At 54.2% G+C, this 25253-nt stretch carries 12 protein-coding genes; 10 read left to right on the top strand and 2 right to left on the bottom strand.

Annotated elements, in window-relative coordinates; translation table 11 throughout:
* Positions 1-242 precede the first annotated feature (242 nt).
* From HDF12_RS21465 to HDF12_RS21430, 8 genes are all read left to right on the top strand, one after another.
* Positions 243-1817: a hypothetical protein gene (locus HDF12_RS21465; protein ID WP_179587205.1), complete on the top strand. Its 1575-nt coding sequence runs from the start codon at positions 243-245 to the stop codon at positions 1815-1817.
* Positions 1814-3580 (top strand): acetate and sugar kinases/Hsc70/actin family protein, encoded by a 1767-nt coding sequence (locus tag HDF12_RS21460; protein ID WP_179587203.1) that lies wholly within the window; start codon positions 1814-1816, stop codon positions 3578-3580. The genes HDF12_RS21465 and HDF12_RS21460 overlap by 4 nt, the downstream gene beginning before the upstream one ends.
* Positions 3581-3912: 332 nt before the next feature.
* Positions 3913-8175, top strand: a complete 4263-nt coding sequence (pglW, locus tag HDF12_RS21455; protein ID WP_179587201.1) for a BREX system serine/threonine kinase PglW — start codon at positions 3913-3915, stop codon at positions 8173-8175.
* Positions 8172-11699, top strand: coding sequence for a BREX-2 system adenine-specific DNA-methyltransferase PglX (gene pglX / locus HDF12_RS21450; RefSeq protein ID WP_179587199.1), 3528 nt, complete (start codon positions 8172-8174; stop codon positions 11697-11699). Before pglW ends, pglX begins: the two co-directional genes overlap by 4 nt.
* Complete coding sequence (locus tag HDF12_RS21445; RefSeq protein WP_179587197.1) at positions 11696-15370, top strand: BREX-2 system ATPase PglY family protein; 3675 nt, start codon at positions 11696-11698, stop codon at positions 15368-15370. Before pglX ends, HDF12_RS21445 begins: the two co-directional genes overlap by 4 nt.
* A 4-nt stretch (positions 15371-15374) precedes the next feature.
* Entirely contained in the window at positions 15375-17975 is a 2601-nt protein-coding gene (gene pglZ / locus HDF12_RS21440; RefSeq protein WP_179587195.1) for a BREX-2 system phosphatase PglZ, read from the top strand.
* On the top strand, positions 17965-19275 hold the full coding sequence (gene brxD, locus HDF12_RS21435) for a BREX system ATP-binding protein BrxD (RefSeq protein WP_179587193.1): 1311 nt from the start codon (positions 17965-17967) through the stop codon (positions 19273-19275). Before pglZ ends, brxD begins: the two co-directional genes overlap by 11 nt.
* Complete coding sequence (locus HDF12_RS21430; RefSeq protein ID WP_179587191.1) at positions 19275-21365, top strand: DEAD/DEAH box helicase; 2091 nt, start codon at positions 19275-19277, stop codon at positions 21363-21365. Before brxD ends, HDF12_RS21430 begins: the two co-directional genes overlap by 1 nt.
* Before the next feature lie 107 nt (positions 21366-21472).
* On the opposite strand, the gene HDF12_RS21425 is transcribed toward HDF12_RS21430, so the two are convergent.
* Together HDF12_RS21425 and HDF12_RS21420 are read right to left on the bottom strand one after the other, a co-directional pair.
* Complete coding sequence (locus HDF12_RS21425; protein WP_179587189.1) at positions 21473-23251, bottom strand: tetratricopeptide repeat protein; 1779 nt, start codon at positions 23249-23251, stop codon at positions 21473-21475.
* A 7-nt stretch (positions 23252-23258) separates the two neighbouring features.
* Positions 23259-23810 carry a tetratricopeptide repeat protein gene (locus HDF12_RS21420; protein WP_179587187.1) on the bottom strand — a complete coding sequence of 184 codons (552 nt, stop codon included), beginning with the start codon at positions 23808-23810 and terminating at the stop codon, positions 23259-23261.
* A gap of 470 nt (positions 23811-24280) precedes the next feature.
* Between HDF12_RS21420 and HDF12_RS21415 the strand changes: the two genes are divergently transcribed.
* Positions 24281-24631, top strand: a complete 351-nt coding sequence (locus HDF12_RS21415) for a hypothetical protein (protein WP_179587185.1) — start codon at positions 24281-24283, stop codon at positions 24629-24631.
* On the top strand, positions 24628-25062 hold the full coding sequence (locus tag HDF12_RS21410) for an HNH endonuclease (protein WP_373563997.1): 435 nt from the start codon (positions 24628-24630) through the stop codon (positions 25060-25062). Before HDF12_RS21415 ends, HDF12_RS21410 begins: the two co-directional genes overlap by 4 nt.
* Positions 25063-25253: the final 191 nt, after the last annotated feature.

Here is a 25253-nt window from a genome sequence, read left to right as displayed (position 1 = left end):
CTACTTGGTACCGTATCGCGCTACCACTTGTAGGAAGGAATTATTGGTCGCATTGAACCGTCCTGTACGGCCGGCTTTCCTTTGCCCCGCTCTGCTACTGTTTACCCCTAAGACATACTACCGTAAGGGGTTAACATCTAATGGCCCATTTTGTACCAAATCGTTGCTATACCCCCCATGCACAGCGTGTATAGCGAAGTAATCGTTTCCATCGGCGTACACAATATTAGGGAGGAGGGGGCTTGAAAGCTGAAAACCAGTGCATTTCCTCCTACGCCGCCCCTTCCGGCATTCTCCCCTGGACATACCTTCGGGGGCCTTCGAATCATCTTCCGAGTGCGAGGAGCGATAATGCTTACGTGACCCTCACAGAAAAGTTTATTTCGGCGAAGTCGCTCGACGAATCGGTGGCAGCCGTAACAGATCTCATCAAGATAAAGGCTTTGCATGAAGCCGCTCGCAGTCCTGAGTTCTTAAAGTCCTTGGAAGGGATTGAGAAGATCAGTCTTGATCGTGAAGATAAGAATCAACTTCTCGCGTTCTCCCTGATATGCAAATTGGCGGGATTGGTACGGTTCCTGCGGCCAACGTTGTCAAAGACAATTGCGATGGCGCTCCCTTCGCTCCCAGCTTCTCTGCAGTCGCTTTCGGAGGTAGACGACCGCTTCTACGCGGCGACATTTTGGCGATTCGCTCCAGATCAGAGCCTAGTGACGTTCCTCTCGGATAATGCCGCTGCCGAAGAAACCGCGGAGTTGGTTCGTAAGGAACTCGTCGAAGGTTTAGTAACCGTTACTGGTCATTATGATCAGACGCTTCGCCTCCTAAACGAGTCGTTACATTCCATTAGGTTCGAAGCCGAGGATGCCGGGAGCAGCATTGCGCGACGCCTGCGGCGATGTCTTGCTGCCGTCAGACATTCGATGGGCGAGACCATCATCCGCGATATGGGACCCAGATTTGGCGATGCCCTTCGAGAGGTCGTTAGGCAAGCCTTTTCGCAAACGGGGCGCCCCAAGATGAATAAGGCGCGGGAAGAAGCTGCATTAGAAGTCATAACTCTGCTTACCACGGCAGTCAGAATGCGTCTGTCCGTCGCCTTCGAGGGTGAGACGTATTCCGTTCTTTTCAGTTTGAGAGATTGGTTCGAATCCAGCGACTGGACCCGCTTCGCAGAGCAGCACGCGATGAAGGTACTAAGCAACGACATTGCAGATGCTTTGGAGATATCGGTCAGAACCGGGAGAGAAAACCGTGAACTGCTCGAAGCTTTGTCTCTGAGTGTCGGGGATGAGGAGCACTTTCGTGAGAAGCGCGAAGAGATCATTGAGCGAAACCTAGGGCTGTCGGAAGAACTAACTGCTTGGCTTCGTGGGAAACGCGTCTCAATAAAGACCTCCCTTTCAACAGAAAGCCAGATAGGCCGAATGGAGAACTCGGTTGCATCTTTGATGCTTGAAACTTCGCTGCTTTCTGCGCAGGCAGAGGATATTGAGACTGAACTATTGCCCGCTCTCGATCTGTTCGCTTCGATCCCAAAGGAACCGCTCAACCAGCAGTTGAAAACAATAAAAAGTGTCCAATCACACGTTGCGGACTTGGCGTTTGAGAGAAACCTATCATCTTTCGGGCGGCCAGGCGAAATAGTTCGGTACTCGTCACTAGAACATCAGTTCGAAGACGAACGAGAATTAGGTAGTCCAACGGTCAAACTACTTCGGAGCGGTATTCTATCTATCGCTTCGAACGGGCAGCGGATCGTCGTCAAACGGGCCTTAGTGAAAGAACATCGCTCAGAAAGCGAGGATCGCGCGTGAATCTTGAAACAGCCCAAATCCTACTGAAAGGCCTGCTTGAACGGCTGAGGGCGGACGCTGATGCGGAAAAACCCCAATACGGTGCCGTAGTTGCGGGTACCGAACGTCAAGCATTGGACTTTTTACTCCAATACCTCTCCGGCAAACCGACAGCAGAGGAACACCCAGCGTCCGCCGCAAGAGAGACTAAGCCTACGGTCGCGCAAGCGCAGACTTCATTCGATGAGACTTCTGTTCAGGGAGTCGACATTGAGACGACGGCGAAGCCGACCGAAGTTCCCTACTCCATCAATCTTCGTGCTCTTAGTGAAAACAAACCCAACTCGCACATAGTCTGTATCGATTTTGGCACCGCCAAGTCGAAGGCTTTCGCTCGACGGATCAATGGCGGCGGCTTAGGTCCAGAGGATCTGCTTGAGATGGGCTTAGGGCGGCTCGATGGTGATATGGACAACTCTCCATACACTGTTGCGTCTAGCGTCTGGGTGAGCGACGAAGGCAGAATGTTTGCGGGTTCGTATGCGATAAAGCTAAGTAGCGATTATGGCCTGGATGGGAAGCCGCGGAAAAGGCTGGATTCAGTTAAGCAGCAGTTGAGCCACGCTTCTCATGAACACCAACTTCTTGAGCCCTTGTCGGCTGCATTTAACCCGACTTCAGAAGCTCTCACCTTTGAAGACGCAATTTGTTTCTTTTTAGCCTATCTGACCGATCTCATAGGCTCCGACCTTGAAGTTCGACATAAGCTGTCCCGTTACACACCGAGACGTTTTACAGTCCCTGCCTGGTCTGATGAGCAAAGAGAGTGGGCGACGTCCACTCTTCGAAAATTCCTTAAGAGGGCCCAGATTCTTGCAGACACTTTTCACGACCGTTGGAGTGAAGGAATTCCAGTTGCGGAAGTGAGGAACGCGAACCTCGAAGCGAAGAAGCTAGAAAATCAACTAGACCATCTCCTTGATGGTCAAATCAAAGATTCCCCACTTGGAATCTCCGAGCCAATCGCAGCGGGTTCCGCAAGACTCTCGACAGATCGGAATATGCGCAACATGGTTCTGGTTGTGGACGTTGGGGCCGGAACGACTGATTTCGCACTGTTCTTGGTTCCGCAGGGGCCAGGTGGTGGTAAGGCGTTTCCGCTTCGAATGAGCGAAGCGGTGAGATCTGCTGGCGACAGAGTCGATGACATACTTGTGCAATTCATCCTCTCCAAAATGGATGGTCATACGGATACGGAAACCCAGGCGAGAGTAGCGGCACAGCTTCGCTTACGCAATCTGCGTACCTACAAGCGGCGTCTTTTCAATGAGGGGATTATAGAAATTGACCTCGTGACAGATGAAAGAGTCATTGTGGATCGTGAAGAATTTCTGGACTCAAAGGAAGTGAAAGCTTTTGGCAAGACACTGGAGGACAGGCTCGCCTCATTCCTGTCAGCGGTGCACCCCTCTCTCGGTGCCGCAACACAGGACGCACTCATACTATTTACTGGAGGGGGAGCGAAGCTACCATTCGTGGCCGACCTTGCGAAGAAGACATGGAAGATAGGTGATACCGCCTTTCGCTTTCGGCCACCAACGAAGCTAATCCCAGACATCATTGCGGACTTCGACGATGCGTTCTTGGCCGAGTACGGACAGCTGGCGGTGGCCATAGGGGGAACGCTACCTCTCATCGATGAAAAGAAAACTCTACAAGGCGAATGGTTTGGAGGCGCTCAACCGCCAGGTAAGCTTGAAAGCTTTCCGACTCAGGGTCTTTAGATTGCTTCGGACCGCAACGGAGACGCAACAGATTCGGATCGTCGCTGACGATTCAGCGGACCAACCAGGATTCAGACTCAATTCTCTCGTAAAAGCCGTCACAAATAGAAAGCCTCGACGACAACGCATAAATCATAAGTTATTGAAACTACATGCATTTGGAAGAGGATGGCTGACCAACTCTCCAAATGGCCCACTTTCTCCGGAATCGTTGACACCCCCCTTAATGCCTCGCCGTGCGATCCTCTAGGCAGGTCGCTTAAGATAGTCGGTACTGGAGATCAGACGAAACTGAAGCTCTTTACCATGAATCTGTGGCTGTTGATTTGCCAATGCCTCTATCCGCTCGCCGTTGGAACCAATTCGCTGAATCGCAATTCGCGCATGAACGCGAAGCGCTGGAGTTTCTGCGAGACATCTTGCCGGATCGGGACCCCATCTTTCTCTACTCGAACTTTGAGTTCATAGCTGATGACGGCTCGGTAAACGAGATAGACACCTTGGTCGTAACGCAAGCCGGCGTCTTCCTTGTGGAATTGAAGAGCCGCGGCGGCATTGTTACAGGCAACCGGCACCTGTGGGATTGGGAGAAGGACGGGCGCACCATTACGGTGGATAGCCCTCTAGTTCTGGCGAATTCCAAGGCCCGAAAGCTAGCCAGCCTCCTTGACAAGCAACGCGTCTTCCGAGGGGATCGTGCGCCCTGGATCGAAGCCCTCGTCTTCCTTTCAGCGCCTGGTATCAGCGTACGTCTCCCCGAATCCGAGCGCATGCGGGTCTGTGAACGCGAGCCGCGGGACAAACGGGCTGGCATCCTTCCAGCTCTGCTTCAACGCGACTATTACGGAAATGAATCGGCACGCCGTCCACAAATTGACTTGAGCGCGGCCAGGCGCGTAGCCAAGGCGCTCGATGAAGCAGGCATCCGGCCTTCACAACGACAGCGGCGTGTGGGCGATTACGTCCTCCAAGAATTGATCGAAGAGAATCCACTCTTCGCCTATCAGGATTTCAAAGCAGAGCATCCGACTACCAAAACCACCCGGCGTGTCCGTCTCTACACGGTCGCGGGCAAAGACAAAGCAACACGCGAATCGGTTCGCCGGGCAGCCCTCCAGGAATTCCAGATCCTTGAATCGCTAGATCATCCCGGAATCCTTCGCGCACTCGATTTCAATGAGCATGAACTCGGTCCCGCTATTCTCTTTCGTCGTGAGCCCGACGAGCTTCGGCTGGATCATTACCTGCGCCAGCGTGGAACCACACTTACACTGGACATTCGGTTGAGCCTCGTCCGCCAAATTACCGATGCAGTTCGTTACGCCCATACACACCGCGTCGTTCATCGAACCCTGAGCCCAAAGAGCATTCTTGTGGTCCATCCGGATTCAGATCGTCCAGAGGTTCGACTGTTTAATTGGCAGGCTGGTCGTGTACTGGCCACCAGCTCCAATTCTGGTTCGCCCTCGTCTCGGACGAGTACGCTCCACCCCAGCCAATATTCCGAGGAATCGACCCTCGTTTATCTCGCTCCAGAGTCGGTTCTTGATCCGAGGGGCCGTGATCCGATGGCCGATGTATTCTCGCTCGGGGCCATAGCTTTCCATGTTTTTAGTGGGCGCCCTCCGGCCGCAAGCGCCACAGAATTAAACCAGACTTTGTCCGAACACAAAGGACTCCCGCTTGGCGCTGCCCTCGACGGAGTTACACCGCGTCTCCAAGAGCTAATCCGTGAGGCGACCGCCCCAGACCTGTTGCTTCGCACTGAATCTGCGGCCGACCTCTTGGCCGGGCTTGATGAGTTCGAAGAGGAGTTGACGCGCCCGCCTCAAGAGGCCCCTGCGGATCCCCTCGAAGCCAAACCCGGGGATATGCTGCTGCACAGCTTGAGAGTGCTTAAGCGTCTCGGCGGAGGCACGAATGCCGTTGCCCTGCTGGTCCAACGTGGCGACGAAATCCTTGTCCTAAAATATGCGCGCAAAGCTAAAGACAGCCACCGCATTGAAGAGGAGTTCCGTACCCTTGCGGAACTCCGATACCAACTAATTGTCGACGCCAAGGAGATCCTATCCTTCCCCGATGGCAACTCTGGTTTCCTCATGGAGTACGCCGGCGAATGGGATCGCAAGAAGGAGCCTACTAAAGGCGACGAGCCACGCCGCGATACGCTTGCCCGCGAACTGAAGGCAGTAGGACGCCTATCACTAGAATTTCTTTCCCGCTTTGGTGAAGATCTGCTCCAAGTTGTTCAATACCTAGAAAGAAAGGGCATCGCCCATCGCGACCTCAAGCCGGACAATATCGGAATTAAAGAATATGGCAAGAAACTGCATTTGAAAGTCTTCGACTTCTCGCTTTCCAATGCCCCGCTCGACAATGTTCGCGTTGGAACGCCACCCTATCTCGAACCTTTCTTGCAGCTCAGAAATCGCTGGGATACTGCCGCAGAGCGGTACTCGGCGGCAGTGATCCTTTATGAGATGGCTACTGGCATCACTCCGCGCTGGGGGGATGGACAGAGCGCTCCGCATCTGATTGAAGCAGAGGCCACCATAGACTCTGATCTTCTCGAAGCGCCCGTTCGCCAAGGGCTGAATGACTTCTTCCGTCGCTCATTCCAACGCAATCCAGGTAACCGCTTTGATAACGCCACCGACATGCTAATCGCGTGGCAAGGAGTCTTTCACAGCGCATCCGCGGTTGATAGTCGACTGTCGGACCCCGGAGCGCAAGAGAGGGCGCTTCAGAACCTTCGGCCGGATACTCTGATATCGCAACTCGGTCTCAGCACCCGAGCTCTGAATACACTTGACCGCCTCGGCATACTCAGAGCTGAAGAACTTGCCGCTGAAGCCCCGGGGAAATTCTCGAATCTTCGCGGTGTAGGCAACAAGACTCGTCGGGAAATTATGGACCTGACCGGCAAGCTCCGTACGAAGCTGCCCCAGCCAGCAATCCCAGGAAGATCAGCTGCTCCGCCTTCTACTCCGGAGACAAGCCGAGACGAAGCGTCCGGGCCAATGAGTGTTGATGCGCTCACCTCATTGCTCATCCCAGTTGAGTCGAGTCAGTCCGGGAAGGTGAGTCATAAAATTCTCGCGGCTTTCCTCGAACTTGAAGATTCTGCGACTGGAGTCCCGCAATATCCAACGCAGTCTCAAATTGCCGAGAAGCTAGGGAAATCACGTGCTTACGTAGGCCAGATCATCACTAAGGGTCGTGATCGTTGGCGGCGTAGCATCCCAGCTCTCACACCCGTTCGTACCGAATTGGCGGAGTTCCTCGAAGCCGAAGGCGGAGTCGCTCAAATAGGAGAGTTGGCTCAGTACCTCCTAACAAGTCGCGGTTCAGACGTAACGGAACCTCTTGCAAGGTATCGAGCAGCGGCTGTCGTCCGCGCTTCGATCGAAGCTGAGAAGCTATCTGAGAGTTGCCGATTCGAAGAACGTCGCCACGGAAACGTCTTCTTGGTTGCGCGTTCCGAAACTCCCTTTGGGGAGTCAGCTCTTGACTACGCTGAAGCTCTGGGAAAGGTCGCGGGCACTCTTGCCGAAAGCGACCCTCTCCCCTCGCCGAGCCGCGTTTTGGATGCTTTGCGCGCTGTTCCTAGCACAACGCCTGCCTTACGCGAGGATCGCCTCGTTCGCCTTGCAGCCGCAGCTGCTCATGTTGCAGTATCTCCGCGGCTTGAGATCTATCCCAAGAATCTCGATGCGCTCCGCGCTCTCAAATTGGCGCAATCAGCGATTGCCGGCGTCATCCGGAGTATCACGCCGGATGAACTACGTAGGCTTGTGCGCGACAGATACCCTGAAGCTCAGCCCCTTCCCGAACGCCCCAGTCTTGACCGTCTGCTGAGCGAAGCGGGTCTTGAGTTGACTTGGGACAATTCAAAGTCTGAGTACTTTGCTCCGCAAGCGCCAGTTGTGGCTTCTTCTGCAAGTCTCCACCGGTTCGAAACCGTCATAACGCCGAGACTCACTTCTTATGTTGCCCCCGTGGAATTGCCAAGGGACATGGAAGACGCAGTTGAGTTTGAGCGGCGCCTGCGCGCGGCCTACGCATCTCCAAGCTACCTGGTCCTTGCCACGGGTCCAAAGTTGAAATACTTAGAACTGGCAAAGCAGAACATCGAAAGACACTTTCCGATGACGGTTTTGAATTGCGAACAGGAGTTCCTCGCCGCGCTCAAACGAGAAGCCGAGTCTAAAGGCATTCGATGGGATGTAGTGCTTCGAGCCGACGCCTCCAAACCGGAGGGCGACGGCACCACTAGTCGCGATTGGGATAAGCTCCGGACGCTGGCAGCGAACGCTGCGGTCCGAGTAGCTGGAACGATTCAGTCGCGGTCGAAGTCCATGCTTTTGACTTATCCGGGTTTACTGGCCCGCTACGGACAGCTCTCCATCTTGGATGATCTCGCAGACTCGCTTGGCGACCATAGCCTTTGGCTGCTTGCCGGGAGTGAGCACCAGGCTGCCTCTCCAATGATCGATGGCGAGGCTATTCCCGCACGGCCGACGCAGTGGGCTTGGATTCCCTTGAAGTGGCTTGACAACGAATTTCGCAAGTTCAAAGGCGGAACGGCACATTGATTGATGAACAGAAACTCCGCCAGGGCCTCCAGAAGCTTCTTGAAGGCACCGGGACTGCAATTCGGGAGCGGTTGTCCGATGAGCCCGCGCTGGAAGCGAAGCTGCGCGAGCGTCACGCTGCTGCCGTCCAGGCCGCTCGAACCGAAGGCTCCGCCAGAGGTTACACTGCTTTTGCCGACGATGCGATAACCCAAGCTGCCGTTCATTGGCTGCTTGGATGCGTATTTGTGCGATTTCTCGAAGACAATGGTTGGCTGGACGAGCGGAACTCCAAAGTCGCTTGGATATCGGGACCGGCTGAGCGTCTCGCAATCGCCAAGGATCGCCGAACGCTGTTCCTGCGTCCGGACCCTGGCCTTACGGATCGCGACTACCTCTTGCATGTCTTTGCGGAGGTGTCAAAGCTGCCTGGCGTTGCGGGACTCTTCGATCTGAAGCACAATCCGCTTTACTCCCTACAACCGACCGCTCAGGGCGCAGCCCGAATTGTCGAGTTCTTCCAGAAGGTCGATCCGGATACTAACGAACTGATTTACGACTTCAGTGACGCGGCCCACGGTACTCGATTCCTTGGCGACTTGTATCAGAATCTGTCCGAATCTGCGCGCAAGCGTTACGCGCTCTGCCAGACACCCGGCTTTGTCATCGACTTTATTCTCGATCGCACTCTTACTCCCGCCTTGGACGCATTTGGTCTTGAAATCCTCCGCGTGATCGACCCGTCGTGCGGAAGCGGTCACTTCTTATTGGAGGCCTTCGCTAGACTGATCCGCGCCTGGGAGAACAAGGAACCCGGTACTAATATGCCTGCACTGGTGCAGCGTGCGCTCGATGCAGTGTACGGGGTTGACCTAAATCCGTTCGCAATTGAGATCACCCGATTTCGTCTGCTGATCTCTGCTCTTGAATCCAGTGACATTGGGCGATTGAAGGACGCTCCAAATTTCAAGTTCAATCTTGCCGCCGGAGACTCTCTGCTACACGGTTCACGCATATCCGGTGGCGGCGTTCAGCGTGGTTTACTTGAAGACCGCATGGAACATTTTTATGACACTGAGGATGCGGAGGAACTCAAACGCATTCTCAGCCAGCCGTACCATGTTGTTGTTGGCAACCCGCCCTACATCAACGTAAGAGACTCGGTCTTGCGCGATGCTTACCGCAATCGATTCACAACGTGCCACGGAAAGTATCAATTAGGCGTGCCATTCACAGAGCGTTTTTTCGATCTAACGGTGCGAAGTGATTCACGAGACGATGGCCCAGCAGGTTGGATGGGCATGATCGTTTCGAATGCATTCATGAAGCGTGCCTTTGGGAAAAAACTCATTGAGAACTTCCTCCGGCGCCTCGATTTGACTCACGTCATCGATACAAGTGGTGTCTATTTGCCTGGACATGGAACGCCAACAACTATTCTGCTCGCGCGCCATCAGCCACCCGTTTCAAGCACAATTCGGGCAGTTCGAGGAATTCGGGGAGAGACAGGTGTACCAGATGATCCGGCAAACGCTCCGGTCTGGCGTGAGATTGCTGACCATGTGGATGAATCTGGATTTGAGGGAAGTCGAGTCAGTATTGCAGACCCTACGAGGCTGTCCTTCGACGCTCACCCTTGGGCCATTGGCGGTGGCGGCGCGGCAGAGCTCAAGGAGGCCATGGACGAAATTAGTGAAATAAGACTTGGAATGCTGGGTGATCCCGGTGTGCAAGTTCTTACGCTCGCGGATGATGTAATGGTCAGGCCGGTAGGTAATCTCGGCAGGATCGGACTGACAGAAGCCAGAATATATGTGACCGGAGAGGATACACGCGATTGGTCAATCTCCTCCCAGAGTGAGCTGTTCGTCCCTGGCGACAAGCCTCCTGCGCAACTATGGAGCTTCCGTACTACGCTATCGAATCGAATGTCGTTCGGGGAGTCTCAATTGGAGAGAGGGCTGCGTTGGTGGGACTACGGGATGGTGGTTACTAGCCGACTTTCGCCACCATTGATTGCATTTGGTTGCGTTGCGACTCAGAACCATTTTGTATTGGAGAATAGGCGCATTGCATTTAATCGTCATGCTCCGGTAATCAGGATTATGGCGCAAAGCTCGGATGAAACGGGTTTAGAGTTGTTGGGATTATTAAATTCGTCTGCTGGATGTTTTTGGCTGAAGCAGGTCAATTATCCCAAAGGAGGCGATCATGTTGGTACGGAAGGTGCCCGTGTCAGAAAACTGATGTGGGACGTATATTACGAGTTTGATAGCACCAAGCTAAAACAGTTTCCGATCCCAGAAGAAAAACCGACCGCCATTACGAAGTTGATTCAGACGGAGGTGGATGCCCGATCTTCGCTGTTACCGGAAAAACTCTGCGCTGAGACTGTTCCCCTACGGGAACAGTTAGACTCCGCGCGCGATCAAGCCTGGCAGCACCTCTGCCGCATGATTTCTCTCCAAGAAGAGTTGGATTGGCAATGTTATCGACTTTACGGATTCCTGGAGGATGATCTAACAATCGCTGCGGATCAGATTCCGCTTTTGAACCTCGGAGAGCGCGCCTTCGAGATCGTGCTGGCCCGATCGAACGAAGAACCGCTTTGGTTTGAACGAAACTGCTCAACTCCAATGACAGCGATCCCATCCCATTGGCCAGAAGCGTATCGCGACCTGGTTGAGCGGCGAATAGCCGTCATCGAAACAAATCGCGATATCGCCCTAGTTGAACGCCCCGAGTACAAACGCCGCTGGAATCTGCCATCCTGGCGAGACATGGAGTCCGCCGCCCTGAAGGGCTGGCTCCTCGATCGGATGGAGATTCAGGTCATTTGGAGAGAACACAAGCTCGTCTCGTGTTCGCAGCTTCGTGACGCACTATCGCTGGACCGCGAATGGATTTCGGTCGCTGATATTTACAACGGCACTCCTGTTGAAGACCTTGACGGCTTTGTCATCAGTCTGGCATTACCTGAGTCTGTCCCTTTCCTGCCTACACTCAGACACACAGAATCTGGCCTACGGAAGAGGACAGAATGGGAAGAGGTCTGGAGACTGCAACGCGAAGAAGACGCTGGGGTCACAAATCTTGAAATTCCAGCACCACCGAAGTATGTCGCAAAAGATTTTAAGGGTGGAGACATCTGGCGATTGCGTGGTGGCCTGGATGTTCCAAAGGAGCGTTTCATACTCTATCCGGGTTTCGAGCGCGATTCCGACCGCACCCCCGTGCTAGGTTGGGCCGGCTGGTCCCACTTGGAGCAGGCACGGGCCTTAGCCGCTTACTATCAGAGGATGCACATGGAAGAGGGTTGGGAAATGGAGAGGTTGAAACCTATCCTGGCCGGACTTCTGGATTTGCGAGAATGGCTGAAACAGTGGCATGACGATCTTGACCCCGAGACAGGTTTGAAGCTAGGCACCTATTTCTCGGAATTTGCGGAAGCACAGTGTCAGGAACTTGGCTTCTCTGTTCGGGAAGTTCTTGCCTGGCAATCGGCCGGTACTACGACAGGACGCAAGAAGAGCATGGCACAATGACTAAACTGCGCGACATTTTCGACCTTCCTGAGCGCGTCAACCCCGGCGACTTCGTCCTGAAGCTCTCCGACGTTGTCGATAATCCCGATGCGGCGCTGAAGGATTATGTAGTCACTGACCAACTCGCCAAGTGCTTCGACGAGGCCCTAAGTCTGGTCAAATCTGCGATCACCTCGCGTGAAAGCAAGGCTACGTATCTTCATGGCAGCTTCGGCGCCGGCAAGAGCCATTTCATGGCGGTGCTGTACCTCTTGCTGCAAGGCAACACGGCGGCGCGGTCCATCGGGAAGCTTACTTCAGTCGTCACCAAGCACAACGATTGGACGCAGGGGAAACAGTTCCTTCTGGTCCCCTACCACATGATCGGAGCAGAGTCGGTTGAGCAGCGGATACTGGGCGGCTACTACGACCTGGTAAGCAAGCTCCACCCGGATCACCCTCCTGCCGGCCTCTTCCCGTCTGATGCCCTCGTTGAAAACGCGCTCAAACTGCGGAGCCAAATGGGCGACAACGGATTTTTCGAAGCCCTGAATGGCGAAGCCAGCGGGGACTGGGGAGCGCTAGAGGGGGATTGGAATGCCGCCAGTTTCGACACTGCAATCCATTCCGGGAGCGCATCCGCCGACCGTGGCCGCTTGGTTGATGCGCTGGTGCGAAGCCTCTTTCCTGCCGCTCGCCAGACGGCCGGTTTCGTAAGTCTCGATGAAGGGCTGGCAGTGATGAGCCGCCATGCGCAGTCGCTTGGGTATGACGGCGTCATCTTGTTTCTGGATGAACTAATCCTTTGGCTCGCGTCTCGTTCCGGCGACACCGCGTTCGTGAATCGCGAAGCACCCAAGCTTGTAAAGCTGGTCGAAGCCGGCGCAGGTTCGCGACCGATTCCGATTGTCAGCTTCATCGCACGTCAGCGCGATTTGCGTACCCTGATGGGGGAACATGCGTTGGGCGTTGAAGTGCGGAATTTCGAGGACGCGCTGGCTTACTTCGAGGCTCGCTTTAGCCGGATCACCTTGGAAGACCGAAACCTAGCAGCGATTGCTCGGCATCGAATCCTCCGCCCCAAAAACGAAACAGCGCGCTTGCAGATCAAACAGGCATTCGAGAAAGTGAAGCGCGAGCCTGAGTCGGTTCGCGATGTTCTGCTAACGAGCGAGAGCACAATTGAAGAATTTGAGCAGCTCTATCCCTTCAGCCCGGCCCTGGTGAAATCGCTGGTTGTGGTCTCTTCCGCTCTCCAACGCGAGCGCACGGCGTTGAAGATCATGATGCAGCTTCTGGTCGACAACCAGGACACGATGGAGCTGGGCGAACTCGTGCCGGTTGGTTCGTTGTTCGGTGCTATGCTCGACGGCCACGATGCATTTAGTGCCGAATTGCGCCATCAGTTCGACAAAGCTCGCAAACTGTGGGAACAGAAGCTTCGCCCAGCATTGTTGCGTTCGGCTGGGCTGAATGAAGACCAGTTGCGGACCATGCCGGCTGACAATCCGCTGGTCCGGCGCTTCAGAACCGATGAACGAATCATTGGTACGCTCGTCCTCGCCGCGTTGGCCCCGGAAGCGGAGACCTTGCGGGCGCTTACTGCTCGTCGCCTGGCTTCATTGAATTACGGAACCATCAAGGTTCCGATTCCTGGTGGTGAATCACAGTTGGTTGAGCAGCGGTGCCGGCAATGGGCGGCAGAAGTCGGCGAAGTAAAGATCACCGGCTCCGGCCCGGACCCGGTGGTCAGCCTTCAACTTTCAGGCGTAGATACCAGAGATATTCTGGCCAACGCTCAACATGAGGACAACACAGGAAATCGACTACAGAAGATTCGCCAGCTTCTCTTCGAGGAACTCGGAATTGCTTATGAAAACACGTTTGAGATTGGGCACAAAATCACATGGCGAGCGACCCAGCGTGAGGCCGAGCTCCGCTTTGCCAACGTTTGGGAAGCAGACGACTCCACGTTGCGCTCAGACGATACTTGGCGGGTGGTCATCGATTTTCCATTTGATCGGGAGCAGAACACACCATTTGCCGACCTGGATCGATTAGACAGGTTTCGCGCATCGAACTCACGCTCAAAGACGATTGTCTGGCTGCCGTCGTTCTTCTCCGCGGGCCTCCAGACTGAGCTCGGCCGTTTTGTGGTGCTCGAATTCCTATTGTCGAACGATGATCGATTGCGCCAGTACAGCTCACACTTATCTCTTGCTGAGAGATCTGAAGCAAAGACCGTCTTAACCAACCAACGAGATCAGCTTCGCGAGCGGCTGCGTCGTTCACTGCGCATGGCGTACGGTGTAATGAACGCAGAGCCCGGAATGCTAGATGAGTCCCTCCGTTTGGAGAAGGGCCAACAATTCCAGTCATTGGACGCAACGATTCCGATTCTTCCACCAGCTGCGGCGGACTTACGGTTGGCGCTGGACAGCTTGATCGAACAGGGTCTGGACGGCCAGTTTCCGGCTCATCCAAAGTTCAATAAAGATGAACTCCGACTGACCGCCGGATTGGTTCAGCAAGCGTACGAGAGCATTCGCGAGGCGCTTGAAGGCCCGGATGGCAGGGTCGCGATTGATCGCGATCTGCGGAAGAAGCTTCGGCCTCTGCTCGAACCTTTGGATCTCGCACAAGTCGGCGAGCAGTTCCTAGCAGTTAAGACCTCATGGTTTGACCGTTTTGATCCCCGAGAGGCGCAACTTCCGCGTCGATCCGCAACCGTGGGTGAATTGCGGAAATGGATGAATGAGCCAAACCGGATGGGACTCCCGGACTTACTTGAGAACCTAGTGATTCTCACCTATGCATGCCAAGCGAACCGGCTGTTAACACTTCAGGGGATTCCAGTTCCTGGGTCTCTGACTGCGCTGCGGGATGACATTTTGTTAGAGCGGCAAAAGCTGCCAGACCAAGCGGTATGGGAGCAAGTCTGTGAACGGGCAAGCCATATCTTTGGTGTGACGATTCCGGTATTGCCGAGTTTGGCGAATTTGCAAAAGCTGAATGATCAAGTTTCCGACCTGAGTATGAAGTTTGGTCCGGATGTAACGAACTACCACGGGAAATTGCAGAAACTATTGCCTGCGGTAGTCGGAGCCTATTCCGATCTCCCTCGATACAAGTCCGCGGTTGCCATGAGTGCGATGTGTCAATCAATCCAGCGTGCCAAGAAGCCCTTGGAAGTGTTCGAGGCTATTCGAGTTGCTGAGATTACATCGCCTTCGGCTATGGGCGAAGTCTTCAAGCAGTCGGCTAAAGTTCACCGCGCAATCGATCAGATCCGGTTGGACGTATTCGAGAAACTCGGACAAATTACGGATGAACCGAGGGCCGGTGTTGCCGGAATGCTTCGGCAGAACATTCAAGATGCACTAACAGTTGATGAGCATGTGACGGCCCTTGAAAGCGTAGTCGGCAGGTGGCTCAATGACTCGATGAAGTTGTTGCTTGACGCCCCTCGCGAGCCAGTTCCGCCGCCTTTGCCGCCGATCTCGCAGCCGACCGGTCTGAGTCCTTTAGTGCCCCTAATTCCGGGATCGCCTGAAAGGATGATTATTACTGGCCAAAGAAAAACTACGGGGCTAGCGGGATGGCGGGCTTTGAAAGATGAGATCGAGCGGGAGCTAACAGAAGATGCTGAATTGGAAATGAATTGGCAGATTATGAAGAGGCAGCCAGAATAAGCATATGAAGGAGGCCCTCCTACTATCGCACATCGAGTCGATCCGGCTTAAGCGTGAGCCTGGACAGGCTATCGGTGTGCATAGTAAAAGCCGTTGGCAAGGAAAAGACCAAGTTCTGGCAGGTCAAGAGAAGTGGAGCGTATTTCAGTGCGACTCCGTCCTCGAAATGAGACAACGCTTGATCGAAAACTCTCTTACGCCTCTTCTCTTAATCACGGCGTTGCCAACGGCCGCCATTGGAGATGATGTTCGAGCGCGACTCTTCAAACAACAGCTGATGCCCGTTGATCCTTGGAACTCCCTTGCGGAACGATTCAAGGCCAAGCAGGTGGACCCTGCTCTTCGACAGTCTACTGTCATTGCGGACGCGGCGATAGACGCCCTAGGCAGCAACGAGGCTCCCGTCGCTACAAGTGGCATTCTTACAGCGGAGGCAGTTTGGAAAGTCATTCTCCAGAACCGACTCGGAATAGACCAAGCGAGGCCCGACCTCTTGGACTTCCTTCCTTGGATTGCTTCCGAGGGTTCAGCCGTCAGATGGATTTCCTTGGGAGTGGAGCTGCAATCGGCACTTGAGCAATGGCTGGTGCGCAGCGTTGGCGATCTCACGCCGATTTTGATCCGGTCTCTGATAGACGGTTATGGTCCGGATGTCATTGCTATAGGCCTGGCATTGGGTGCATTGTCGAATGCTGGCACAGATTCAAGGGCGCTGGGCAGATTGGAACGCTATACCGGAAACCAACCTTTAAGTGATTCCCAAGCGCGGCGATGGAATGAAGCCGCGGAGAACTGGGCAGTGCGGGAACGTACGGACTGTGTTCGACGCGAACTGACGCGAGCTGACCAAGTGTTAGATGGTTTGGGAGCGACTGCAGCAGCTGTCAACAGCCGCTGGTCGCCTATCGGATTTCAGCAACGATTGGACGAATTCGCCAAACAACTTGCCGGTGGTGATTTGAAGAAATGCCAGCACGCTTACAGTTTTGTCGCCTCTCATGTTGGTTCTCAATACTTGGAGGAATTGAAAGATCGACGTGAACGCTCAAGAATGGCGATTCGCCTTATTCGCTGGCAGAGTCAACTGAGCGATTTGCCCTCAAGCTTGAAGGAGTCCGTATCTAGCTATGAGTGCGTCGGCTCTTGGGTGGATTATGCTCGGTACCAATTGGTAGCCGCAGGCGAGCCCGAAGGTGTGGCCAGGTCCTATCGCGCGCTGTTCGATAAAGTCACGGCCAGACGTGAGAAAGAGAACCGCCGATTCGGAGAGCTCCTTGTGTCAGCGACTGCGCGAGATGCACCCCTATCCGAGATTCTTGTTGTTGAGGATGTCCTCAGAACAATAGTGGCGCCATTGGCAAACCGATCTCTTGGCGGGGTGTTGTTCATTGTGATGGACGGTATGAGCTTTCCAGTGTGGCGAGAATTGTCATCTGATTTGAGAGAACATGGCTGGATGGAATGGACACGGGTCAACGGCTCATCTTGGCAGAGCGCTCTTGCAGTCCTTCCTTCTGCCACCAGCTTCTCACGCTCAAGCCTGCTTTGCGGAGAGCTCATTTGCGGCGCACAAAATATTGAGAAACGAGGGTTTCAGGAGTTCGCAGATTTTCGGTATGGCAAGCCCGTGCTGTTCCACAAAGATGAAGTTGGTTCGAGCGGAGCCGATCTGAGCGAATCTTTGCGGTTGGCAGTGAGTAAGAACGACTCGAAGATTGTGGGTGTCGTGTTGAACGTAATTGACGACTCACTCAGCGGGCCAGAGCAGTTGTCGATTCGATGGAATTTGCGAAGCATTGCAGTTCTACAGACCTTGCTAAACGAAGCCAAGAGCGCTGGCCGCGTAGTGATTCTCGCCAGCGACCATGGGCATGTTCTGGATTACGGCTCCAAACTAACACGAAAAGCTGATGCAGCAGATCGCTGGCGGCCTTCGAGCGGCATCGCAGACATTTCTGGAGACGAGCTCGAGGTGAATGGGCAGCGGGTTCTCGCAGAAGGCGGCCAGATAACCGCGCCGACTTCCGAGAGGACGCGGTACACGGCGAACCGCCGGCATGGTTATCACGGCGGATTGACTGCTCAGGAGTGCATCGTGCCAGTCGCTGTGTTAGCGCCACGGGTGATGGAAATTGAAGGATGGGGTCGAGACAACTCGATTGGGCCAGACTGGTGGCAGGACGAAGAGAGTGACCTTGTCAGCGAGCGAATGCAGCCAAGGAGCATTGCCAAGAATGGCACTGCGCTCAAGCCAACAATGCCGCTGTTCGAACGTTCAGGTGCTGCTAGGGACTGGGTCGATGCGTTACTGGCTTCAAATGTATTCATTGAACAGATGGAGACATTCGCCGGCCGTATGAAAAAGGAACAGGTGGAAGAGTATCTCCGAGTGTTGGCAGAACGAAACCTGGTGCTCTTGAAGAGTGCGTTCGCTCAAAAGCTCGAAATATCTTCTCTACGCGTAGACGGCATGATCGCCTCTCTTCAGCGCATCCTAAATGTTGAAGGCTATCCGGTCTTGTCGGTAGATTCGTCGCAAACCATTCGCCTAAACCTGCAACTTCTAAAGGAACAATTCGAGCTTGGGGACGAATATGGCCGTTAGCCGCCAGCGAAGACGAGAAACGATCGACGCGCTTCGCGCGGGTACAGTCCCCAGACGCGGACTGGATTTGCTCGCAGTCGGCATGGACCGTTTTACATTAGCCGTCGACGGCGAACTCGAATCGGTACGCGCGGGTTCCGGCGTTCTGAAGGCGATCCGTGGCGAATATGGTAGCGGCAAGACCTTTTTTGGACGCTGGCTTCAAGAACGTGCGAAACGCAACGGATTCGCGGTCGCCGAGGTCCAGATAAGCGAGACTGAGACGCCCCTTCATCGCCTCGAAACCGTTTATCGCCGTCTGATGGAGAGACTTTCCACCGCAGATCAAGAACAAGGGGCGTTCCGCTCTATTGTCGATGCGTGGTTCTTTTCTTTAGAAGAAGACCTCTTACAGGCAAACGGCGGTCAGCAACTGAATGAAACTGACCTGTTGGATCGGACTAATGAACTGATGGAAAAGCGCCTCGCTTCCATCACAAAGATGGCGCCCGCCTTTGCCGCCACTCTCCGCGCGTACCGTTCGGCGCTGGCTGAAGGACAAATTGAGGAAGCGGAAGCGCTTCTGTCATGGCTCGCAGGTCAACCTAACGTCTCAGCAACAGCCAAACGCAGAGCCGGCATCAAGGGGAATGTCGACCATTTTGGAGCCCTTAGCTTTCTACAGGGCTTACTCGTTCTGCTTCGTGACGCTGGGTATGCCGGTCTGATTGTAGTACTGGATGAGGTTGAAACACTTCAGCGAGTGCGGGGCGACGTTCGGGAAAAAGGTTTGAATGCGCTTCGGCAGCTTATAGACGAGGTGTACGGAGGACGCTTTCCGGGGCTGTATTTGCTTGTAACTGGAACTCCGGCTTTCTTTGACGGCCCTCAAGGCATTCAACGACTTCCCCCGCTTGCACAACGACTCCACGTAGAATTTGGCCCAGAAGATCGTTTCGATAATCCGCGAGCAGTCCAGATTCGCTTGCGCAATTTAAATATCGACGGATTGACGGAAGTTGGCAGAAAAGTGCGCGACCTGGTCGCTGAGGGATCACATGCGGAGGACCGCATTCGTACGTTAGCCGATGATGCCTTTCTTAAGAAATTGGCTGTCGCAATGGTCGGAAAGCTAGGGGGGAAAGTTGGCATCGCGCCGCGACTCTACCTCAAGAGGCTCGTTGGGGACATCTTAGATCGTATCGAGCAGTTTCCCGATTTCGATCCTCAAAAGCACTTTGAGCTTACGGTAGCTGGCGCAGAGCTCAGCTTTGAAGAAAGGTCCGCCGCCTCCGTTGACGAGATCCATCTGGAGTTGTGATGGGATTCGACCGCCTACATCCGAGCATTCAACATCATATTGTCAATAGTCTGGGCTGGCGACAGTTGCGTCCACTCCAGGTAGATGCTGTCGATCCGATTCTAGATGGTGTGAATTGCCTTCTGATTGCGCCGACGGCCGGTGGAAAGACTGAAGCGGCCGTTCTTCCCGTTCTATCGCGAATGCTAGACGAAGGGTGGGATGGACTCAGTGTTCTTTATGTTTGTCCACTGCGGGCATTGCTGAATAATCTGGAAGCTCGTTTATCTTTCTATTGCACCCTTGTTGGGCGGACCTGTGGTCTTTGGCATGGCGACGTAGGACAAGCATCACGCTCCGCAATCCTCCGCAATCCTCCTGACATTCTCCTTACTACCCCGGAGAGCCTGGAGGCTATGCTCATCTCACATCGTACCGACCGACGGTTCTTCTTCGGATCATTGCGGAGTGTGATCATCGACGAGGTTCACTCCTTCGCCGGCGATGATCGAGGTTGGCATCTTCTCACGCTGTTGGAGCGAATTTCCGACCTCGCTGGTTGTCAACCGCAGAGGATTGGTTTGTCGGCAACAATTGGGAATCCCAAGGATATCTTGGCCTGGATGACTCGCAATCGTTCCCACGACTGCGTAATTTCTCCGCACGCCGACGGCCCAACCAAGACGACGGAAGTCCAACTGGATTATGTTGGCAGCGTTGAAAATGCGGCGCTTGTTATCTCAAGACTGAACCGGGGTGAAAAGCGGTTGGTGTTCTGTGACAGTCGCGCCCAAGCTGAAAAAGTGGCCTCTTTGCTGCGTGCAACTGGCACTGTCACCTTTGTCAATCACAGTTCGTTGAGTGTTGACGAACGGCGCCAAACGGAGCGAGCTTTTCGAGAATCAAAAGATTGTGTAATCGTAGCGACCAGCACACTAGAACTGGGGATTGATGTTGGAGATCTGGACCGCGTACTGCAAATTGACGCACCTGCAACTGTTGCATCGTTCCTCCAACGTCTCGGACGAACGGGTCGGCGAGCGAATTCGCATCGCAACTGTCTCTTTCTCGCTACGCACAGCGAATCTCTAATCCGAGCTGCCGCCCTACTCCGGCTATGGAAAGAAGGCTTCGTCGAGGAACTTTTGCCCCCACCGGCTCCATACACAGTGATTGCTCAGCAGATCATGGCTATCATTCGTCAAGACGGAGGAGCCTCGCGAAACTTCGACGACTCAACTGTCTTGCGGGCCACCGGCGAGCCAACGGAAATCACACGCCAACTAATCACTCACATGCTTGAATCGGATCTTCTTTTCGAGGACTCTGGAATCTTGGGCCTAGGGCCAGCGGCCGAGCGGTTGTATGGTGCCAAGCATTTCATGGCGTTGGCGTCGGTATTCGATACCCCTTTGCTCTGTCAGGTCATCTGCGGCGCCGACAATCTCGGTTCTGTTCATCCCTTGTCCTTCGCAAAATTCGGACAACAACCAATCATAATCTCCCTCGGAGGAAGGGCCTGGGAAGTGACCCACCTGGACCGAAAACGATCTATTGCCCACGTTGTTCCGATTGATGCGCTGGGAAAATCGCGGTGGTTGGGGGAGAGTGTACCCCTTAGCTACCGTGTATGCCGTGCTGTTCGTGACATTCTTACAGGAGAAGAGATTGATCCGATGTGGTCTAGAAGGGCTGTCTCCGAAATCACGACTGCCCGGAGCGAAATCATAGTTGCAAGGGCACAGGCTACCGTGGTCAGCTCGGAACCGGGAACAGGTCAAACCAAATGGTGGACGTTCGGCGGGCTCAAGGCGAACGCGGCGCTTGCCGAAATGATTACACGCGAAGGGGGATCTGTCTCTGCGTTCGACAATTACTTTGTGGAATTCCAAGGCTCTTCGCCCGTCCACACCGTAAAGACTCTCCTGGAGGCGATTATCCCATCCCAAGCCGAACAACTGCCTACCGCCGCAACCCCTTCAATCAAAGTCAAATTCTGGGAATGTCTTTCTGCCAATCATCAGAAGGACTTCATCAAGGCACGATATGTAGACATTCCGCAGGCTTCGGCAATACTATCTGAGCCACGATTCTACTCGGGCAACAGGTAGTCATGCGTACCTTGGCGACAGCTTGTTCTTTGTATGCGTTCGAGGAACGCATCTTCGCATGCCGACCTGCGAGCGATCTTTCGGCTGTGACGACTTGATCGCGTCCTCTAGCGATCGACCGCTAGACCTCTGTCATAGAAATCCTGAGCTTCAGCCAAGCGGCCCCTACCTTTGGCGATCTGGAAAAGGCTTCCGTAACAGGTTTGAAGGAAATACTTGTCAGCTACTACCTTCATCTCGATGATCGCCAGGGCTGCCCTCGCACGTTTGTCAGCCAACTCCAATTGGTTTAGGTGAAAATGAAGCATCGCTCGGCTCAACAAGGTTCCTGCGTACTCAGGATGTTCCTGAGATCCGCACCTTTCAAAGAGTTCCAAAGCTGTGTCGTAGTCCTCTTCGGCTCGAGCGTATTCTCCCATGGTTTTCAATGTCACTCCACGGCTGGATTGAAGGTTGGCACGCAAGAAATCATGTGTACCCATCTCGTCGCCACGCAATAAGGAGAGTCCGTCTTCATAGGTGGCAACTGCCTCAATCAGTCGTCCGGTTTTCCGCAAAAGGCGCCCCATGTGCATGAGCACGTGGGCTCTCGCGTTGATTCCTACCCGGCTCTTGTTTGCTATGCGTAGCGCAGCCTTGAAAGCAATTTCAGATTCAAGGAACCGACCTAGTACAAGATAGTTGAGCCCCAAGAGATCGAAGCGCAGGACATTGTCAGCAGGCTTCAGCTTGCGCTTGTCCAACAAAGACGAGAGATCTTTCAGGGTCTCCAACGATTGCTTGTGCCTACCAGCGAAATGTTCGAACTGCGCAGCCTGAAGAGCGCCAGCGATCATCGAAGATACGGAGACGCTGGTGAAAGAGTCGCGAGCAATGTCGCTTGCTGCCGACAGCATTATCTTTGCCCGATCGAACTCCCCGGACCGGTGGTAATACTCGATCAGGGCCTTGATCATGGGCAACATGCTTGCCGTACCCGGAACCCTCTTCTCCCTCTGCTCATAGGCGCGAAGAAGCATTGTCTCCGCTTCAGCGTTGTTTGTTGCCATCATCACGCGACCGAGTATAAGCATTGCTTCCTCGGTCTCCGAACCAAGTAGATCTCCCGTTCCTGTGAGCAGGTCATTCAGGAGTTGCTCGACCTCGGCATAACGGCTCTGCTCTTCCAAATAAACCGCAGATGCAATGATCGCCTGTGCCGAAGGAGTTGAGCCTGGAGGAGGGAAGTGGCTGACTGGAACTGCCTTCTCCGATTCCTGCACCGGCATATCGGCGGATTGACGAATTGAAGACCCTCCAGCTTTGGCTTCCTTGCGATACTTCATCGCCATTTCACACATCATCGGCCATGACACTAGAGTCCCTGGACCCGATAAGCTCACGGACTGTTGACTGTAAAGGGACTGAAGAATAGCTGGTGTGCAACCATGACCGATCGCGCGTGCCGTCCATTCAAGGGTATGTTGTGTTCGGAGTGGATGGTATGGGTTGTCGCACCGCAGTCGCTTCGGGATATCCTTCTCGAACTTGGCAACAAAAGGTTCGAACGATGTATCCACGTCAACGAGGGCAGGTGTCGGGTTCTCACGTATAAACAGCGTTACGTAAGTCGAGATCTCTTTGGGATCGGGATCACGCATGAACACGTAAGCTGGCAACATCTCCAGAGCTAGCAGATCGCTTTCCCAGACGAGTTCGAAAATGGACTCGGCGATGCTGCCGGCGAAGTTGTCCGGGCTGCCATACACAATCTTTAGCCGTTTTATGCCGTACTTGAAGCATTCGCTGATTCGACGCCTAGCAATTCGCTTAGCCTCTGCTCGCTCCGTGTAATGTAGATCCAGAAAAAATTCGCTGTTGACAGGAACGAATCGCTGATCGGCCATAGTGACGTTATGTCCTCGCCTTCTCAGTACGCCAGCCTGGAGGCAACTCGAATGCCGGATTTAGTTTGAGCGCTTTCGTCATGTGAGCGCTGGCCCTATGTGCGTCTTGGTTCATGCGGTGAGCAGAAGCAATGTTGTAGTGGCACTCCGCGTAGTCGGGATGTCGGTTCAAACAATCATTGAAGTAGCCAATCGCTTCCACGGCCATTTTTTGTATATCGGCCTTGCTGGAGAGGCCGGTGTTATGGAGCTTCACACAGCGGTCTAATGCCAGGTTTCCCAGATTGTAGAGTATCGAGGGGAACGCCGGATCAACCTCGTGACCTCTCTTTAAAGCGAGCCACGCCTTATCAGTGTGACCAGTGGCCTCGTACTCGTTGCCAAGAGAGTTCCAGCTCATCGGGTTGTCTGGATTTAGAGCCACGAGCTCTTCGAAGAGGTCACAGGCTTCGGCATGCTTTCCGGCTTGGGCCAGACCCCGAGCTGTCGCATGCAGCTCTTCCTCTTCCGGAGTTGCATTGATAACCAGCCTGTATGGTTCTTGTGTACTGTGAGGCATTCCTTGGCAGCACGCCATCTTGTGCTTTCCGCTTCCGCACGGACACGAATGTTTTTTGTGCTCTCCCATTCAGCTACTTTACACACCTTAGAAAGATCGTTCACCGTATGTCCTGAACTTCAAGAGACGGAGGCAGGCATACTCTCCAGAATGGATTCGAGCCGCTCACAAGCAGTGTGCACCACATCATCGGCGTTTGGAATGTGTACGAATAGTGCAGAAGATTACAAGCAGCTCAGTATCGGAGTTTTCGCTTCGAGCAACGCCGGAAAAGATAGACCTCTCACCCATAGTTCCGATCCTACCTTGCTCAACGTAACACGTCGCTCTGGGGTATATTTCCACTGTATAGTCCCCTGAAATTTGCGCGGTTTTAGAGTATTTTTGAAAATATCCTTACACCTATGCCGGGAGTTAAAGAGCCTATCCAAACACCTCGTACTTAGCTGCAACGCTCAAGGAGAAAACGAATGATCCACCCCGGACTGGAAGCGCTGAAGGGCCATTGGGACAAAGAAGAGTATGCCGCAGGGTATCGGGCGCGCCTTACTGCCATCCCCGACTTTGAAGGGGCACATCTCTGCTGGCGCGTTGGTTGGGAAGATGCCGATACAGAAATGTTGGAGCTGGCCCGTCACAACCAGGCCATCGCAGAGGGCAGGGAAGACGGCTACTCCGATACGTGGGGTCTGCTCTTCGACGCCGGCGGCGATGCACGGGTGAACGGCATCCCCTTCGCTCAAGAGAGAACGGCCCCTTGGAAAGAAGGCCGGATCGAAACAGACATCAACCTCGGAGTGCATGGACTGGAGGAGCAGTGAAGCCGGGCGTACAGAGGGCACTCTATTGTCGGTGCGGGAATGAGAAGATCCTCGCCCTGGGCCTCTGTGGGACCTGCTACACGCTTAAGCGACAGGATGAGGAATACTTCGGCGGACTGCGCGAAGCGGTTTTAGAGCGTGATGGCTATTGTTGCCGCGTATGCGGAGCCTCGGGACGCCGCAAGCGGTCGATTGTCGTTCATCATCGTGTACCGGGTAAGTCGCTGCTCCACCTGATGATCTCGCTGTGCCTGCGTTGCCATGCGAAGGTTGGGCGCACCAAGTGCGTGCTCTCAGAGATGCCGCCCCTCTTGCTGCAGCTTTGGCGGGAACAGCATCCTGACGGCCACGAACAGGTCATGATCGACTTCACGGTTTGGGAAAAACCTGCTGAGCCTGTGGCGCTCTTTCCTGAAGAAAAACAGGCTTGAGGAACAAGGTCGTTCGGGCGGTGTGTGGCTGCTGGCTCCAGTGACTATCACTCCGGAATCATTCTGATCGTCCACAGCCACGTTCGGCACAAAGCGTGTTCCGTCCCGTTAGAAATGTCAGGGAAGACTGCTCTTTAGAAATGTCATTCTAAACACGTAGCCGTCGCCGTGCGGTGGGAATGTGGTAATAC

The sequence above is a fragment of the Tunturiibacter gelidiferens genome, assembly GCF_013410115.1.
Taxonomy (GTDB): domain Bacteria; phylum Acidobacteriota; class Terriglobia; order Terriglobales; family Acidobacteriaceae; genus Edaphobacter; species Edaphobacter gelidiferens.
Note: the sequence above shows the minus strand (reverse complement) of the source record. Positions and strands in the feature narration are given on the sequence as shown.

Coding starts and splice junctions, on each gene's coding strand:
- pglZ (WP_179587195.1), top strand. CDS start 15,375: ATGAAGGAGGCCCTCCTACTATCGCACATCGAGTCGATCCGGCTTAAG.
- HDF12_RS21415 (WP_179587185.1), top strand. CDS start 24,281: ATGATCCACCCCGGACTGGAAGCGCTGAAGGGCCATTGGGACAAAGAA.
- HDF12_RS21445 (WP_179587197.1), top strand. CDS start 11,696: ATGACTAAACTGCGCGACATTTTCGACCTTCCTGAGCGCGTCAACCCC.
- brxD (WP_179587193.1), top strand. CDS start 17,965: ATGGCCGTTAGCCGCCAGCGAAGACGAGAAACGATCGACGCGCTTCGC.
- HDF12_RS21430 (WP_179587191.1), top strand. CDS start 19,275: ATGGGATTCGACCGCCTACATCCGAGCATTCAACATCATATTGTCAAT.
- HDF12_RS21420 (WP_179587187.1), bottom strand. CDS start 23,810: ATGCCTCACAGTACACAAGAACCATACAGGCTGGTTATCAATGCAACT.
- HDF12_RS21425 (WP_179587189.1), bottom strand. CDS start 23,251: ATGGCCGATCAGCGATTCGTTCCTGTCAACAGCGAATTTTTTCTGGAT.
- pglW (WP_179587201.1), top strand. CDS start 3,913: ATGCCTCTATCCGCTCGCCGTTGGAACCAATTCGCTGAATCGCAATTC.